The organism is Bacillus sp. BPN334 (assembly GCF_008368885.1).
GTDB lineage: Bacteria > Bacillota > Bacilli > Bacillales > Bacillaceae_G > Bacillus_A > Bacillus_A wiedmannii.
On the sequence record NZ_QOZW01000016.1, the window covers coordinates 56,233 to 73,027 of the forward strand.

15 protein-coding genes and 1 pseudogene are annotated in these 16,795 nt (G+C 35.0%); 8 read left to right on the forward strand and 8 right to left on the reverse strand.

The annotated features are described in order from the left end of the window. Nucleotides 1-51 precede the first annotated feature (51 nt). Nucleotides 52-1,107: a calcium/proton exchanger gene (gene cax, locus DN393_RS23695; RefSeq protein WP_064477247.1), complete on the reverse strand. Its 1,056-nt coding sequence runs from the start codon at nt 1,105-1,107 to the stop codon at nt 52-54. Between the two features lie 179 nt (nt 1,108-1,286). On the opposite strand from cax, the gene DN393_RS23700 reads away from it, so the two are divergent. The 3 genes from DN393_RS23700 (at nt 1,287) to DN393_RS23710 (ending at nt 2,589) form a co-directional block, all read left to right on the forward strand. After that, nucleotides 1,287-1,703, forward strand: coding sequence for a pyridoxamine 5'-phosphate oxidase family protein (locus DN393_RS23700; RefSeq protein WP_048559739.1), 417 nt, complete (start codon nt 1,287-1,289; stop codon nt 1,701-1,703). A 154-nt stretch (nt 1,704-1,857) separates the two neighbouring features. Beyond that, nucleotides 1,858-2,004: a BH0509 family protein gene (locus tag DN393_RS23705; RefSeq protein ID WP_064477246.1), complete on the forward strand. Its 147-nt coding sequence runs from the start codon at nt 1,858-1,860 to the stop codon at nt 2,002-2,004. 156 nt (nt 2,005-2,160) lie between these two features. After that, entirely contained in the window at nt 2,161-2,589 is a 429-nt protein-coding gene (locus tag DN393_RS23710) for an EamA family transporter (protein WP_000100307.1), read from the forward strand. Between the two features lie 11 nt (nt 2,590-2,600). Here DN393_RS23710 and DN393_RS23715 read toward each other — a convergent pair whose 3' ends face one another. Then, entirely contained in the window at nt 2,601-3,194 is a 594-nt protein-coding gene (locus tag DN393_RS23715; RefSeq protein ID WP_048559737.1) for a DedA family protein, read from the reverse strand. 429 nt (nt 3,195-3,623) lie between these two features. On the opposite strand from DN393_RS23715, the gene DN393_RS23720 reads away from it, so the two are divergent. Beyond that, entirely contained in the window at nt 3,624-6,386 is a 2,763-nt protein-coding gene (locus tag DN393_RS23720; RefSeq protein WP_064477245.1) for a tetratricopeptide repeat protein, read from the forward strand. 41 nt (nt 6,387-6,427) lie between these two features. Here DN393_RS23720 and lepB read toward each other — a convergent pair whose 3' ends face one another. Next, a complete protein-coding gene (lepB, locus tag DN393_RS23725) occupies nt 6,428-6,964 on the reverse strand; it encodes a signal peptidase I (protein WP_064477244.1) in 537 nt (178 codons plus the stop codon). A gap of 188 nt (nt 6,965-7,152) precedes the next feature. Here lepB and DN393_RS23730 point away from each other — a divergent pair. Continuing rightward, nucleotides 7,153-7,437 (forward strand): annotated as a pseudogene (locus DN393_RS23730) (hypothetical protein). 55 nt (nt 7,438-7,492) lie between these two features. On the opposite strand, the gene DN393_RS23735 reads toward DN393_RS23730, so the two are convergent. Then, on the reverse strand, nt 7,493-8,173 hold the full coding sequence (locus DN393_RS23735; RefSeq protein WP_064477243.1) for a lysoplasmalogenase: 681 nt from the start codon (nt 8,171-8,173) through the stop codon (nt 7,493-7,495). A 122-nt stretch (nt 8,174-8,295) separates the two neighbouring features. Beyond that, nucleotides 8,296-9,246 carry a DMT family transporter gene (locus DN393_RS23740; protein ID WP_064477242.1) on the reverse strand — a complete coding sequence of 317 codons (951 nt, stop codon included), beginning with the start codon at nt 9,244-9,246 and terminating at the stop codon, nt 8,296-8,298. Nucleotides 9,247-9,515: 269 nt separating this feature from the next. Between DN393_RS23740 and DN393_RS23745 the strand changes: the two genes are divergently transcribed. Then, complete coding sequence (locus tag DN393_RS23745; RefSeq protein ID WP_088046939.1) at nt 9,516-11,441, forward strand: heavy metal translocating P-type ATPase; 1,926 nt, start codon at nt 9,516-9,518, stop codon at nt 11,439-11,441. 184 nt (nt 11,442-11,625) lie between these two features. Here DN393_RS23745 and DN393_RS23750 read toward each other — a convergent pair whose 3' ends face one another. The 3 genes from DN393_RS23750 to DN393_RS23760 are packed head-to-tail and all read right to left on the reverse strand — an operon-like array spanning nt 11,626 to nt 13,535. Further along, nucleotides 11,626-12,495: a YihY/virulence factor BrkB family protein gene (locus DN393_RS23750; RefSeq protein ID WP_001226522.1), complete on the reverse strand. Its 870-nt coding sequence runs from the start codon at nt 12,493-12,495 to the stop codon at nt 11,626-11,628. Nucleotides 12,496-12,501: 6 nt separating this feature from the next. Further along, a complete protein-coding gene (locus DN393_RS23755; protein WP_016133535.1) occupies nt 12,502-13,017 on the reverse strand; it encodes a DUF4075 domain-containing protein in 516 nt (171 codons plus the stop codon). Nucleotides 13,018-13,070: 53 nt separating this feature from the next. Further along, nucleotides 13,071-13,535, reverse strand: coding sequence for a low molecular weight protein-tyrosine-phosphatase (locus DN393_RS23760; RefSeq protein WP_000250910.1), 465 nt, complete (start codon nt 13,533-13,535; stop codon nt 13,071-13,073). A gap of 174 nt (nt 13,536-13,709) precedes the next feature. Between DN393_RS23760 and DN393_RS23765 the strand changes: the two genes are divergently transcribed. After that, nucleotides 13,710-13,934: a DUF1128 domain-containing protein gene (locus DN393_RS23765; protein ID WP_000366197.1), complete on the forward strand. Its 225-nt coding sequence runs from the start codon at nt 13,710-13,712 to the stop codon at nt 13,932-13,934. A 192-nt stretch (nt 13,935-14,126) separates the two neighbouring features. After that, complete coding sequence (locus tag DN393_RS23770; RefSeq protein ID WP_064477240.1) at nt 14,127-16,793, forward strand: cation-translocating P-type ATPase; 2,667 nt, start codon at nt 14,127-14,129, stop codon at nt 16,791-16,793. Nucleotides 16,794-16,795 lie beyond the last annotated feature (2 nt).

A 16,795-nucleotide genomic window follows, 5' to 3' on the forward strand; every position in this document is an offset into this window, starting at 1 on the left:
TATACTACTTTGTTTATTGTTTTCTCTCAATACAATTGTTATGCCTATTTTTCATAATAAATAAAAACCAATTCCCATAATGACATACGCTGCTAATAACGTACCGCCTTCAAACCAATTTGTATCTCCATCATTTGAAATTGCAATTGTTAAGAAAACAGCTGTAATCATAGAAACAAGTTCTGGTATTGTAAATACTAAAGGCATCCTTTGCGTGAATAACATAGAAAGCAGTACTAATACAGGAGCAACAAACATGGCAATTTGTAACGTAGAACCGACTGCAATTTCAACTGCAATATTTACTTTATTTTTATACGCCATAATAATTGCAGATGCATGTTCCGCTGCATTCCCAACAATTGCAACGATAATAACTCCTATAAATAACTCTGACCAACCAAATGACTTTGCAACTGTCTCAAATGTATGCACGAGCGCCTCTGACACATACGCTACCGCAATTGTCGCTATTGCTAAAATGAGTAGTGCTTTACCTTTCGACCACTCTGGTTCTTCCTCATGAGCGACTTCATCACTTTTATGCTGATATACACCACGATGCGTAACTAACTTAAATAGCAATGCAGCAAGGTACATAATAATCATAATAATAGACACACCGATACTTAATTGATACGTCTTTCCAGCATCCATCTTCATTGAAAAAATCTCTGGAATAACAAAAGCTACTACTACAGCAAAGATTAATAAAGCTGAATTATGCCTTGCATCATACACATTAAAACTTTGTCTTTTGTATTTAAGCCCTCCTATAAAGAAGGATAGCCCTCCTACTAATAATAAATTTCCAAGTACAGAACCCGTTAATGAGGCTAACACCACTTCAATTAATCCCGCCTGAAGTGCAAAAATGGAAATGATCAGTTCAACAGCATTACCGAAAGTAGCATTTAATAATCCGCCTATTCTAGGTCCAGAGACAATTGCCAAACTTTCTGTCGCTCTGCCCATAAAGCCTGCTAATGCGATAATCGTAATACAATACACAGCGAACATAATTGTTTGAGGCCAATGAAGCGTTTTTCCAAGTACAGAAAGTGGTACCCCGATTAGCGCTACTATAAGAAATATTTTATTAAACATGCTTTTCATCCTTCCATCGTATGTATTTCTCCTCGATATTATTATTATTCTTCTCCTAACTTGTCCGATTTCATCACAATTACGTTTAAAAAATCGGATTGAAGAAAACAGTATAAAAGATATTCAAATTATCTTGTTTAAACGGAGAAAACAATAAATTATGAACAGGGGTTAAAAGCATGCATTTAAAAGAAAAAATTGAAACTATTATTTGTGGTCAACGAACTGGTGTATTATCTACTGTACGTGAAAATAAACCTCATAGCGCCTTTATGATGTTTTTCCACGAAGATTTTGTGTTATATGTTGCAACAGATCGGAAATCAAAAAAGATAACAGACATTGAAAACAATCCAAATGTCCATGTACTACTTGGACGAGAAGGAAAAAAATTAGATGAAGATTATATTGAAGTTGAAGGCTTAGCTTCCATCGAGGAAGACTCCACATTAAAAAACAAGTTTTGGAATAATAGCTTAAAACGCTGGTTACTTGGTCCTGAAGACCCTAATTACGTATTAATAAAAATCAATCCTGACACAATTTATTACATCGATGGTGCTGGTACGACGGAGCCCGAGTTTTTACGACTATAAAACAAAACAAGCCCCCTTTAGGTGGGCTTGTTTTGTCGAAAAGTTCTTCTAAAAAAAACAATAAAATAGGTGGAACTTTCTAAAGATTCTGTTATATAATAGCAGTAACTTAAATAAACTGTATTAAAACAGATTGAGGGGAGAAATAAAATTGATGAAAAGAGAAGAACGCAAAAACATGATTGAGTTTATTGAAAAGAAAAAAGGGATTGAGCGTGATGAATTATTGTTTATGACAGACGATGAAGTAGAACATATTTATAATGTAACGTACTTTTTCTATGAGGAAATTGCAGAGTAGTATAATAGTCCCCACCTTATTAGCAACATAAGGTGGGGATTATTTCGTTATTTATTCCGCTATTTACGGGGCGGTAAAATCCCACTGATTAAAGTTTCATTTTATACGTGAGAATGGTTTTCATGTATAATAATGTAAGATTGGAGGAATTTTACTATGAGTTCATGGCTCTTATTCGCACTATTATCAGCAATTGCTGCTGCCCTTGTATCTATTTTTGGAAAGATTGGTTTAGATGGAATCGATGCCAATGTTGCAACAACGGTTCGTTCTATTATTATGGCATTATTTATGGTGGGCGTTATTATTATCCAAGGTAAATTTCAAAATATCGGCGATGTACTGCTAAATAAAAAAGCACTGCTCTTTATCACATTAAGTGGGGTTGCAGGTGCTTCGTCATGGCTATTTTATTTTCTTGCCCTCAAAACAGGGAAAGTTTCACAAGTGGCTCCTGTCGATAAATTAAGCGTCGTATTTTCTATCATTCTCGCGATGATTATACTCGGTGAAAAGTTAAACTTTATGACTGGCGTTGGTGTAGTCTTTATTACAGCTGGTGTATTATTTATTGCTTTCAGCTAAAAAAACCGCTATTAGCGGTTTTTCTTTTTCTTTATATAAAACCATACAATACATGTAACAACTACTGAAATGCATAAAATCCATATTCCGTAATGATGTAGACTATACTCAACGAAACGCCACTTCTCTCCTAACTTCCAGCCAAGTCCAATAAAAACACTTATCCAAATAAGCGCACCACCGTAAGCGTACAAACAAAAACGCCAAAGTGTTAAATTCGACATCCCAGCAAAATAGGCTGTTAAATGACGTACTCCCGGGATAAAGTAACCAATCATTAAAAGAAAGGGGCCATACTTTTCAAATAAAATATGCGTTTTTTCAATGTGATGTTCTTTAATTCTAATCTTCGGTCCATATTTTTTTAAAACAGGGAGTCCAAGTTTTAAACCTAATATGTAGCTTAATGTAATACCTAACATCGCACCAGCCATCCCGCTTAAAAAAGCAGCAGTTCCTGACATAACTCCTTTAGAAACATTATAACCAACGAAAGTCAATAAAAACTCGTCTGGTATCGGTAATCCAACAATTCCACCGGCCAACGCTATAATAATTCCAAAATACCCATAATGCGCGATTAACTCGCCAATATGTTGTTCCATTCGGAAAACACATCCTATGCACGATCGTTATTCCACATTGTGCCCTTTCTATCTTCCAGACAAACATGGTATACATATTCACTATACATTGTTTTTATAATGAACTCTACTTCTATCCATTCCTTTAGCAGGAAGAAAGTGAACCATTAATTGTGCGCCGAACTCCCTCCTACTTCCCTTATATTCACCGATTTTTGAAGCGCTAGTCTTACTACCCACAAATGGCGGGATTAAAAAATAAAAATTCATATGCTTGTTTTTTTGTTACAATAAAGGAAAGTTACTTTTCGCAACGGTTTAACTCTCAGGAAAAATGATATATCCAGCAAAAACATAGTTTGGTCGATATAATGCAACTTCTACCTATTAAAAGAACATACACCCTTTACATACAACATCATTTTTCTAAATTATACAGGGGGAACGAACATGACCATTGAAAATCAATTTATCCAAAAGGTTTACTATAAAACATTTTTAACAGAAGAAACTTCTACTCCAGTATCAGAAGTACTCGGTGAAGCATATATAAATGAATCCACAAATGAATTCTCCAACATTTCTAATATCCGCTTTGCTCAAGGTGAATTTTATTACCAAAATAAAGACTTTGAAGCAGCGATATTTAAATGGGAGAAAGTAAATAACGAACTTGCACTTTGGGCAACCAAAAATATTGCAGATTCTTATTTTGAACTAGGATTCTTGCCAAAAGCAGAAGAAATTTATCAATCTATTCAAACGGAAGATACAGCTCTTACAATGGAAGTTTCCTTACAACTTCTTTCTCTTTACATCGAACAAGATCGTTTAGGTCTAGCATTTAAGACGATTAGTGAGGCTGTTGCATTTCAACCTGACTATCCAAATATTACTGCAATCGCTCGCTCATTCTATGAAAAACAAAAAGATTGGAATAATGCTATCGAGCTTGCCGTTCAAGAAGGAATTCGAACAAAATCGTTACACTGGTTCGATACTTTAATCAATTATGTGAATCAAGGATTCACGAAACAAATCAAACCAGAATATTTCTATGAATCTTTAAAAGCTTTATATGCCATTGATCAAGTCCAATTTAAAGAACTTGTTATTGCGCTTTGGAACAGCTATCAAAATGAAAACTTGCATCTACCTTGGGTTCAAACAATAAATCATTTATTCTTACATATTGAAACAGACAACAATGACGATTGGCATGAAATTGTTGAACGCTATCAAAATACGTACTTTGAGTTAATTACTGGTGAGCATTTCATGCATGAAATGCAGGGACTTGTACCAGATTTATTAACAAATTGGTTTAGTTTAACGAAAGCAAAAGATGCCCTATTTGTCTCTGCTGCAGTGTTAGCATGGAATGAAGTTTCACCTACAACTTTAGAGTCATTACTCGTAAAAAGTGCTGGAGCCCTACTTTCTAATTCAACAGCTGAAACAAATGTAAATATGGAAACAGTTTCTCATTTATTCGAAACGATTGCTGTATGGGCTGAAAAAAATGATGTGGATTTAAGTCATCAATTTACGTTACTCGTTCACGAACTGTGTGATTTAAATGTTACACAATTACTAATAGCGGGAACTAGTGACCATGATAAATCATCATTCATCAATTCAATATTAGGAGAGAACATCTTAACTAAGACCTTAACAACTCCTATTCTATTTAAAGATGATAGCCAAACTGAAATAACAGAATTCACTGCGCTAGATGTACACAATATACCGAACTTTGATGAATTCCATCAAATAATGGCTACATCTTCCCAGTCAGAACTTGAGAAAAAATGTATAGAAATTAAGTTACCGAGTAGATTTTTAAGAAAAAATAAGTTTGCATTTCTTGTTACACCATCCATTCAAGGGCAAGTGGATAAAAACAGCTCATATTTTGAATACTTACAAGCAGCAGATAGCCTTATTTACGTATTAAATTCTGCTTCACCATTACATGGTGAAGAACTTGATACATTACTTTATTTACGGGAACAAGTGCCAAATTTACAAATTCATTTCGTATTACACACAAATAATACGACCAATAATGAAAAACTAATGAGTAAGATTAAAGTCCATTTCCCAAATGCACAGTTCTTCCCATACTCTCCTTCACAAGAGAGTAGCCAACAACTTGGGGACGTGACAGAGTCTATTCTTTCTAATTTGGCAGAACGTAACATGGAACAAGAACGTATAGAAAAACTAATATGGTTTACTCAAAAGACAATCGCATACCTTGTAAATGAACGTGTGGAGTTAGAAAATACATTAGTGAAATCAGTACGCTGGAATAAACATATCTCAGTTAAATTAAATGGATTTATTAACAACCTTACTGCTCTTGAAAAAGATAAAATTCGTTCTATTACAGAATCTTATCTTTTAACGAAAGAAGAAATCACACGAGATATCCATTCTCAAATCCCTGAATTATTACAGAGTTGTTCTGACCTTGTTCAAGAAGATAGCGACTTCAAATTAGTTCATGAAGAATTAAATACTGCGATGAACGAACGAGTTCAAAAACATGTACAACAAGTGCTTCTTCCTAAATTTACTGGTTCTATTCAAGAGTGGATTGAAACAGCTCATAATGAATTTATTCAAGCTCAATCTTATTTAGATGAAATGAGTGAAACGTTTAATAAATTATATAAAGAAGAACGCATGAAACTTCCTTGCGATTTCAAATTACTAGATGATTGGCATCGAGATGTTGTACGTATGACAAATCGAATTACAGTATCGAACATCAATATTTTATTACGCTTTACACCGACACAATTTTTCTTAAAGAGTGCGGGAAAACTATTTGGTAACATGCAAAAAAATCAATCTATGCTCGCAAACAAATATAAACAATACATTGAAACGGAAGATTATACGGAAATTGCTCAAACAATCTCAAAACAATTCTTCCTTCAATTTGAAGTATTTGAAGGCGCATTAGAACGAGATATCATGATGTTCTTTAAAGATCCACTTAGCATACTGAAACAAAATGTAGAATCAGCTCAACTTGAAATACAGGAAGACGAGCAAACATTAGCAACGTTAAGAAGCAACCCAGAAACTTATCACGATCCGTTAGCATTCTTTAAACTGCAACTATTGCAGCACAAATTCGTTTTAAGTACGAACAAAAACAATGAAAACATCTATGAATTTAATGAGTCTCCTACGATTTAACATAAAAAACCAAGCAAATGAAATTTGCTTGGTTTTTTACTTTAATTCATTATTTTCATATGTTCAAATGGATAATAAATCGCCGCTAATTCTCCCAATACATCTTCTCTATCAATAAGTCCCAAACCATTTCTACTATCTCTGCTTATTAAGCGATTATCCCCCATAACAAAAATCTTATTTTTAGGAATTGTAATTGGTCCAAAGTCCTCTGTTAAATTCATAAGTTTTTTTTCAGCTTGTTTTTTATTACTATACAAATACGCTTCCTGTATCACTTCATGATTCACATATAATTGATCATTTCTCACCTCAATGACATCACCAGGCAAACCAATAACCCTTTTCACATAAAAATTATCCGTCTTCACAACAATAATATCTTCTCGCCCATAACTTTCAAATTGCTTTGCTAACTTATTAACAATCAGCTTATCCCCATCTTGTAACGTTGGCTTCATGGATGCTCCTTTTACAGTCGTAGGAAAAAACAAAAAGATTTTTGCCAAAAACACCAACAAACATGCAATTGCAATTGTTCCAAAGAATTCACGCAAACGTTTTTTCTTTTGCATCATTCCACCATCTCATCATCTTTTTACTTTTATTATAAGGACTTCAACTGTATAATTTCCATAAAATTCTAAATTGCAAAATCGTAATATTAAAAACTTTTAAATAATAATATTCAAAAATATATTATCTACATATAATATATCTTACACTTATTATTTTATATTTATATTTACTTAAGAGGACTTTTTCTATGAAAGTTATGCTTAAAAATGAAAATACCGGCCAAATTAAACAAGCAAAAATTGGTTTTAGTTGGACTGTATTTTTCTTTGGTTTCTTCCCTGCTATATTCCATGGAGATTGGAAATGATTTTTAATTATTTTAATCGCTAGCATGTTTACGTTCGGATTCTCTAACCTAGTCTTCTGCTTTATTTACAACAAGCTTTACATCAATGATTTATTAGCTCAAGGTTATAAAGCAGCTGATAAATATAGCCTTTCTGCTCTACAACAAAAAAACATCGTAGCATAGTAACAAAAAAAGATACTCTCAAAATAGTCTATCCACTATTTTTGAGAGTATCTTTTTATATTCCCACATATACAATACACATTTGAGCCGCTACATATGTAAACCAAATCCAAAGTGGTTCATACTTTAATTTGCGCCCTCCAATATCTGTCACGCCTATAACAAAATCAGAAATCACAAATAGTAAACCACCAAAAGCCGGTATCCACCATATTCCTGTATTCTCATAGTATAGGGCGAATGCAAAGCAAGCCATTCCTCCAACCCACAATCCGTAAATTAGAGCTCCTATCGTAAACAATTTATCTTGTTTATCATTTCGTATAAAAAAGAACCATCCTATAATTAGAAAGAGTCCGTATACGAGTAAACCAATCCAAAAACCATTCCATGAGATGCCTGTTTGCAAAAATGCTTTTACATAAAAACAATGCGCAAGCGCGAAAGTAATCATCCCTCCAATTAATCGATGACCAATTGGAATCAAACCTGCCATAAATAAATCTCCTACAGTTGATAACGTCATACCTAGTGCAACCCACGTACTATACGCTACTGATGGATCTTGTAACCATATCCAAATTGCACTTGCTGTTAAAGAAAAGCTAAGAATAAGACGTACTGCTAAAGGTAACGGCATATTATTTCTTGTCTTTTTTGTCTGTCCTATTGCATACATTGCACCAATTAAAAAAAGAATGATTTGCCCAATTAACACCATGTAAAGTAGATTCATAACATGTTCTCCTCAATAAATGCTTTTTGTATCTTTTTTCGTTACACCTAGTCTATTATCCTTTTTCTATATAAAAAAAGAAGAACAGTACTGTTCTTCCATTGTAATCGTTTTCCTGTTATCTATGCTACTTGTTTTGCGTTCGCCCTTTTCTGCTTAGCTGTCGTCCGATTCACCACGATAATTCCCGCGGCTACACATGCCAAACCGAATAATACAAATGAATGAATTGCTTCTCCTAAAATCATGCTCGATAATAACACACCAAATACAGGTATAAAGAACATGTACATTGATACTTTTCCAACCTTGTTATACTTCATAATTGTATTCCAAATGCAAAAGCCTGCTGCGGATAAGAAAGATAAATAGATAAGCATAAATATTGCATGTACACTAAATGTAAATGGCATTACTCCAACTTGCAGAGCTCCTATACATAATAGCCCGATAGAACCAAAAATCATTTGGTATGCTGTCATATAACCAACATCTAATGTTTTGCTACCTTCTTTCGCCAATATGTTTCCATATGAATACAACATTGCTGCACTAAGAAGTAATAAGCTACCAATTCCGAAATGGAATGACAAACTACCATCACTCGGTACATTTACTAAAATGACACCACAAAAGCCGATAGAGACCCCAATTATTTTTCTCATATTGAGCGCATCATCTTTATATAAAAAGTGCGCAAGTAAAATTTGAAAGAATGATGATGTTCCTGAAATGATAGCTCCTTCAATGCCAGAACTATAACTCATTCCAATATAAAAACATATATATTGAAGAAATGTTTGAAATAAACCAATTTGTACTAACTGCTTCCCCGTTCCTTTTTTGAAGCTCATATCTTTTCCTAACACTTTAAAGAATAATAAGAGCATGACTCCAGATAAAAAGAAACGATAACCAGCAAATAATATTTGCTCCCCAACTTCTTGTGGCTGAATTCCAAGTTCAGCGTAACTTAATTTAATAAATGGGAATGCGCTCCCCCACAAAAAAGTCGCTACTATTGCAGCAATTAGTACGCCAATCGGATGGGTAAAAAATTTCTCTGTCTTCACTTGTTGTCTTCCTTTCCGATCTTTTTATGAACAATATTCATATATACCAAAGGAAGTGTGAAAACACAAATTTTCAGTTTATACGCAAACAAAACATATCATCTAACGAAAAAATATGCTATACTATAGAATAATTACAATATAATAACTATTAAAATCAGGTTCAACAGAAATGCTGCTATCCATTATGGATGGCAGCTTTCGTCGTTTTATAGGGGTTTCGATTTTGATTCTTTTTCTCAATAAGAATTTGGAAGGAGCGAGTAGTAATGAACTCAGAAGTAAAAACATTACAAGTACAAAAATCTATTTCTCATCCCTCTTTATGGGATACATTAAAGAAACATCATGAACTTATATTTGCAATCGCATCTGGTATTTTCATTTTAGCTGGTTGGTTATTCACAAAGAACGATGCAATGAATGTAGGCATTACTTGCTATATCCTTGCTTATATAGTTGGTGGATATGCAAAAGCGAAAGAAGGTATTGAAGATACCATTGAAGAGAAAGAGCTAAATGTCGAAATGCTCATGCTCTTTGCTGCTATCGGTGCTGCAATCATTGGCTACTGGGCAGAAGGTGCAATTTTAATCTTTATCTTCGCACTAAGCGGTGCGATGGAATCTTATACATTGAGTAAAAGTCAAAAAGAAATTTCAGCGCTTCTTGATTTACAACCTGAAGAAGCATTACGTATTTCAAATGGAATCGAAGAACGTGTTCCTGTTGGACGATTACAAATTAAAGACATTATTTTAATTAAGCCAGGTGAGCGCGTTCCTGCTGACGGTACGATTCATAACGGTGAAACAAATATCGATGAAGCAGCAATTACTGGAGAACCTATTCCAAATGAAAAAAAACATGGCGATGAAGTATTTGCCGGTACTGTAAATTTACGCGGTGCTATCGAAGTTAAAATTACGAAGCCGAGCGATCAAACATTATTCCAAAAGATTATCCGTCTCGTCCAAAGTGCACAAAGTGAAAAATCACCATCACAACTATTCATCGAAAAATTCGAAGGAACATACGTAAAAGGTGTACTACTCGTTGTTGCGCTTATGATGTTCGTTCCCCATTTTTTACTGGACTGGAGCTGGAATGAAACGTTTTATCGCGCTATGATCTTACTTGTAGTCGCATCTCCTTGTGCACTCGTTGCTGCCATTACACCAGCAACGTTATCTGCAATTTCTAACGGAGCAAGAAATGGAATTCTCTTTAAAGGTGGCATACATTTAGAACGCCTCGCTTCAGTAAAAGCGATCGCCTTTGATAAAACAGGAACATTAACAGAAGGAAAACCTACCGTAACAGATGTATATGTTCGAGAAAGTATGACAGAAAAAGAAGTACTTTCTATTACAGCATCAATTGAAAGTCACTCTACACACCCTTTAGCTGAATCTATCGTTAAATATGCACAACATGCGTATGACATTGCATTAACAAAACCAGAAAATGTTGAAGATGTAACTGGTTTTGGACTCAAAGGAATATTTGAAAACAAAGCTTATAAAATAGGTAAAGCTGATTTTATCGGTGAAGAAACAAAGACATTTCATAATGGTATTTCTGCCTCCCTTGAAAAAGAAGGTAAAACTGTCGTTTATATTAGTGATGAGAAAGGCATTCTTGGACTTATCGCTTTAAAAGATACGCTTCGCCAAGAAACAATAGCTGCTATTCGTGAATTACAAAGCATTGGTGTCGAAGCAATTATGATTACTGGAGATAATGAAGAAACGGCAAAAGCAATTGCCTCTGAAAGTAATATAAAGGAATATTACGCATCATGCTTACCAGAAACAAAAGTTGAAACGATTAAAAAGCTAAAAGAAAAATATGGGACAGTAGCAATGGTCGGAGATGGTATAAATGATGCTCCTGCACTCGCTACTGCCAGCATTGGTGTAGCAATGGGTGAAGGAACAGACGTAGCTTTAGAGACTGCAGACGTTGTACTTATGAAGAACGAATTATCTCGCCTTTCCCAAGCAATCCGTTTATCAAAACGAATGAACCGTATTGTAAAACAAAACGTAATCTTTTCACTAGCTGTAATTGCAATGCTGATTTGTTCAAACTTCTTACAATTTTTAGCTCTTCCATTCGGTGTTATTGGGCATGAAGGAAGTACGATTCTTGTCATTTTAAATGGCTTACGATTATTAAAAGGAAACAAATAAAAACGGGCCCCTCATAGAGGACCCGTTTTTTTAATGGTAGCTATTATGCCCGTTCGCACTACTACTCGTTTTATGCTTTGGATGCGAACTGCTCTTTTGTTTATTGTTATTTTTGTTGTTGTGGTTCTTTTTATTATTACTCATGAAATATCCCCCCTGTTCCCTATTATTATGGAACAAGAGGTCATTTTTCATTACGGGAATTATTGTCACCCGTCCTATAATGATGGAGTAAACCATTAATTTCACCGCCAAGTAAAATTACCCATCCAGTTAAGTAAAACCATAACATTAAAATAATGATACCACCGAGACCACCATATGTATTGGCGTAATTCGCAAACTTATCTACATAATAAGCAAATGAGTACGATACCACAATCCATCCTACAGTAGCAAATGTTGCTCCTGAAATGACTTCTCTTCTTTTTAACTTTCGATCTGGTGCAAATGTATATAAGAAACTAAACAAGGCAAATAGTACGAAGAAACTCGCTACTAAGCGTGTAATGCTCCATACGAAAGAGAAACTATCTGATAAACCGAGTGCTTTAAACACGGCTGCTCCAATAACTTGTCCGAATACCGGGACAATTAAAGCAAAGACAATCATAAAAATGATAGCTAATGTAAACACAATTGATAACGCTCTTGTTGTAATAAAAGAACGTGTTTCTTTCACGTCATAGGCGCGGTTAAAAGCATTCATAACCGCATTAACACCATTTGAGGCAAACCATAACATGGATAATAAACCAAATGATAATAAACCACCATTTTGCTGATTTACAACTTTATCTACATTTACCTCAATTAAGTTCATTGCATCATCTGGTACATAAACCTCTAATAAACTAAGCACATCCTCTGTTTGAATGGGAATAAATCCAAGAAGCGTAATTAAGAAAACGAGCCCAGGAAAAATTGCAAGCAAGAAGAAATAAGCGAGCTGTGCTGCCAAGCCCGCTACATCATCGCGCATCGTTCGGTCATATAAGTCTTTACCAAACGAATAAGTACGATGTCTCCTCACCTTTTCTAAAATTTTTCTCATATATGTTTAAACGCTTTTCTTCTCTTCTTTATCTTGCTTCAACTCAATGTACGCTTCAGTTTTTTTTTCCTCTACATTTGAGTCTTTCATAAATAGTTCACGCGCTTCTTTCATACCGCCATCTTCAGCAACTACTGGCTCTTCTTCTGCTTTCAGCTCATCTACCTTTGAAGATACAGCTTGAATTTCAATCGTTTCTGGCTTCTCTGCTGGCTCAACCTTTTTCTTACTAAAAATTTCTTTCGTTTCTTTTAACGTCTCTACAACAGACGGCGTCAATTTTTTAATTTCTGCTACTTTCGCTTTTACTACATTGAAGTCAGCGAGTTCGCGTCCTTTATCTGTAACAGTTTGCACTTTTTCTTTTATCTTCGCATTTTCACCGATTTCAATCATCTTTGTTTTTGCTTTTTCCGCAGTATTTTTTACTTTTTCACGGTTTTCCTTCTTCAACATAGATACAGCTACACCTGCAGCTACACCAATCGCAATGTTTCGAGCAATATTATTTTTCTTTGCCATATTCCTTCACCCTTTCATTTCTTATATTAGAAAGTATTTCTTTCTAAGCTTCCTCATATTCCTTGTTCATTTCGAATGAAAGCTAATAGCTTTGCACACCCTTCTGTTACAAGGTCATATACTTCTTGGAAATTCCCTGTATAGTAAGGGTCGGGAACGTCTGTCCAGCCACCGTCTGGAACAAAATCGGACAGTCTACCAATATAGCCTCCAGTTTTACCTAAACTTTTTAAATCTGCTATATTCTTGTTGTCCATGGCAATAATATAATCAAACTTTGTTAAGTCTTCTTTTTCTACTTGCCTTGCTTTAATTCCTTCAAAAGTGACTGCATTTTCTTTTAAAATTTTTTGTGTTCCTTTATGTGGCGGATGGCCAACATGCCAATCTCCAGTTCCTGCAGAATCAATGACAATTTTCTCCTCGAGTCCCTCTTTTACGACAAGATCTCGAAAAATCGCTTCTGCCATCGGTGAACGGCAAATGTTCCCAAGACAAACAAACAATACTTGAACCATATATTTGTTTCTTCCCTTCTTGGTGCATTTCTTAATATATACTTATAGTATAAACAACCAATTATTAATTATAAAGGAAATCCCTACTAATTTAATAGGATTGAAAAGATTCATTAACGAAAATGATAAAAAATGTTAAGATATCCTTATGTTATTTTAAAGGGGGACACTTCGGTGGATTTATCCGTAAAGTCAGAAGAAAACGTTGAATATATGGTCGAAGCTATTAAAGAAAAATTACGTATGGTTAATGCTGGAGCGATGAGAGCTGCTAGCTTTAATGAAGAAATGTACGAAGACTTACGTGACATTTATGAGCATGTTATGAAACGTGAAACATTCAGCATCAGTGAAATGCAAGCTATTACAGAAGAATTAGGTACATTAATTAAAAAGTAAAAAAAGCCTCGTTATATGAGGCTTCTTTTTATTTCCAACAAATTCATGACAACTCTTCTCTTCCCTTCAACTAACTGTAAAATATTGTACAATAGAAGTAGAACCTCACCTTAGATTTTTTCTCCATACATACTACTCACAAATAATAGCAACACTACCATTGCTAACTGTTTTTACTGGAGGTGCTTACTTATGAGCAATTGGTACAGTAAGACGAAAGATCAAACATTAATCGACCTAGAAACAAACGAACAACACGGTTTAACAGATGAAATTGTAAGTGAACGTTTAAAGCAATACGGCTCCAATGAATTAGCTACAAAACAAAAACGCACGTTATGGCAGCGTATTTTCGCCCAAATTAATGACGTCCTCGTATATGTCCTTATTATTGCTGCCCTTATTTCTGCCTTTGTAGGTGAATGGGCTGATGCAAGTATTATCGCGCTCGTTGTAGTTTTAAACGCTGTTATCGGTGTCGTCCAAGAATCAAAAGCAGAACAAGCTTTAGAGGCATTGAAAAAGATGGCGACACCTAAAGCTATCGTCAAGCGAAATGGTGAACTAAAAGAAATCCCATCTGAACAAGTCGTTCCAGGTGATATTGTCATGCTGGATGCAGGACGTTATATCCCATGTGATTTACGGCTTATCGAAACCGCAAATTTGAAAGTTGAAGAATCTGCTCTAACTGGTGAATCTGTCCCTGTTGATAAAGATGCAATCTACCATCCTTCTATGCAAAGTGATGAGCAAGTACCACTGGGTGATCAAAAAAACATGGCCTTTATGTCAACGCTAGTAACATACGGACGCGGAGTCGGTGTCGCTGTTGAAACTGGAATGAACTCACAAATTGGTAAGATCGCTACCCTCTTACATGAAGCAGACGATGATATGACACCACTTCAAAAGAGCTTAGCACAAGTCGGAAAGTATTTAGGCTTTGTCGCTGTATCTATTTGCGTCATTATGTTTATCATCGGTTTTTTACAGGGACGAGATACGTTAGAAATGTTTATGACTGCTATTAGTTTAGCCGTTGCAGCTATTCCAGAAGGCTTGCCAGCTATCGTTTCCATCGTTCTTGCAATTGGTGTGCAGCGAATGATTAAACAAAATGTTATCATTCGTAAACTACCAGCTGTTGAAGCTCTCGGTTCTGTCACAATTATTTGTTCAGATAAAACAGGTACGTTAACGCAAAATAAAATGACCGTTACTCACTTTTATAGTGATAACACATACGACCACTTAGAAAACTTAAATGTAAATAATGATGTACAACGTTTATTGTTAGAAAATATGGTGCTATGCAACGATGCTTCTTACGGTTCCGACTCACAAACAGGGGACCCTACAGAAATCGCCCTTCTTGTTGCCGGAAACACTTTTAATATGCAAAAAGATCATTTAGAAAAGATACATGAACGCGTTAACGAACTGCCTTTCGATTCGGATCGTAAAATGATGTCAACCGTTCATACATACGATGAAAGCTACTGTAGCATGACGAAAGGTGCCATTGATAAACTCTTACCTCGATGTACCCACATATTTAAAAACGGTAAGATCGAGGTTCTAACAGATGCTGATAAAAATCAAATATTAGAAACTGCCGGGTCAATGTCTCAAGAGGCTTTAAGAGTACTTTCATTCGCATTTAAACAATACAATTCAAACGATGTGGATATAGATCATCTTGAAGAAAACCTCATCTTTATTGGTCTTGTCGGTATGATCGATCCACCGCGAACTGAAGTAAAAGATTCCATTACAGAATGTAAAAAAGCAGGTATTCGCACAGTTATGATTACTGGTGATCATAAAGATACCGCCTTTGCAATTGCCAAAGAACTTGGTATTGCCAAAGAAATATCTGAAATTATGATTGGAACTGAATTAGATAACATTCCAGATACAGAACTAGCAAATAAAATTAATCACTTAAATGTATTCGCCAGAGTCTCTCCAGAGCATAAAGTAAAAATCGTAAAAGCATTACGTGCAAAAGGAAATATCGTTTCTATGACTGGTGATGGTGTCAATGATGCTCCATCTTTAAAGCAGGCTGATGTTGGCGTAGCGATGGGCATTACAGGAACAGACGTTGCAAAAGGAGCAGCGGATGTAGTGTTAACAGATGATAATTTCTCATCTATCGTGAAAGCTGTTGAGGAAGGTAGAAATATTTATCGTAACATAAAAAAATCAATTCTCTTCCTACTCTCTTGTAACTTTGGAGAAATTATCGCTTTATTTTTAGCGATTTTACTCGGCTGGGCAACACCACTACGCCCTATTCACATTTTGTGGGTCAATTTGATTACAGATACACTACCTGCATTATCACTTGGGGTTGATCCTGAAGATCCAGATGTGATGAAAGAAAAACCACGACATGCGAAAGAAAGCTTATTTAGTGGTAGCGTTCCTTTTCTTATTTTCAATGGGGCTGTCATTGGACTTTTAACGCTAACAGCCTTTATCATCGGGGCAAAATTCTATACCGGAGATACAAATTTATTTCCTCTTTTCCCAGAGAAAATTGATGAAGATGCTCTATTACACGCTCAAACAATGGCATTTGTCGTTCTTAGTTTTTCTCAGCTCGTTCATTCATTTAACTTGCGTTCAAGAACGAAATCCATTTTTTCAATTGGGATTTTTACAAATAAATATTTAGTCTTCTCCCTTCTTATCGGTGTTCTTATGCAAGTTTGTATTATCTCCATCCCACCTCTTGCAAATATATTCGGTGTACATGCATTAACGATGCGAGATTGGGGATTTGTTCTCTTATTAAGTATTATTCCACTTGTTGTGAATGAGATCATTAAATTAGTAAAGAGAAACTAAAA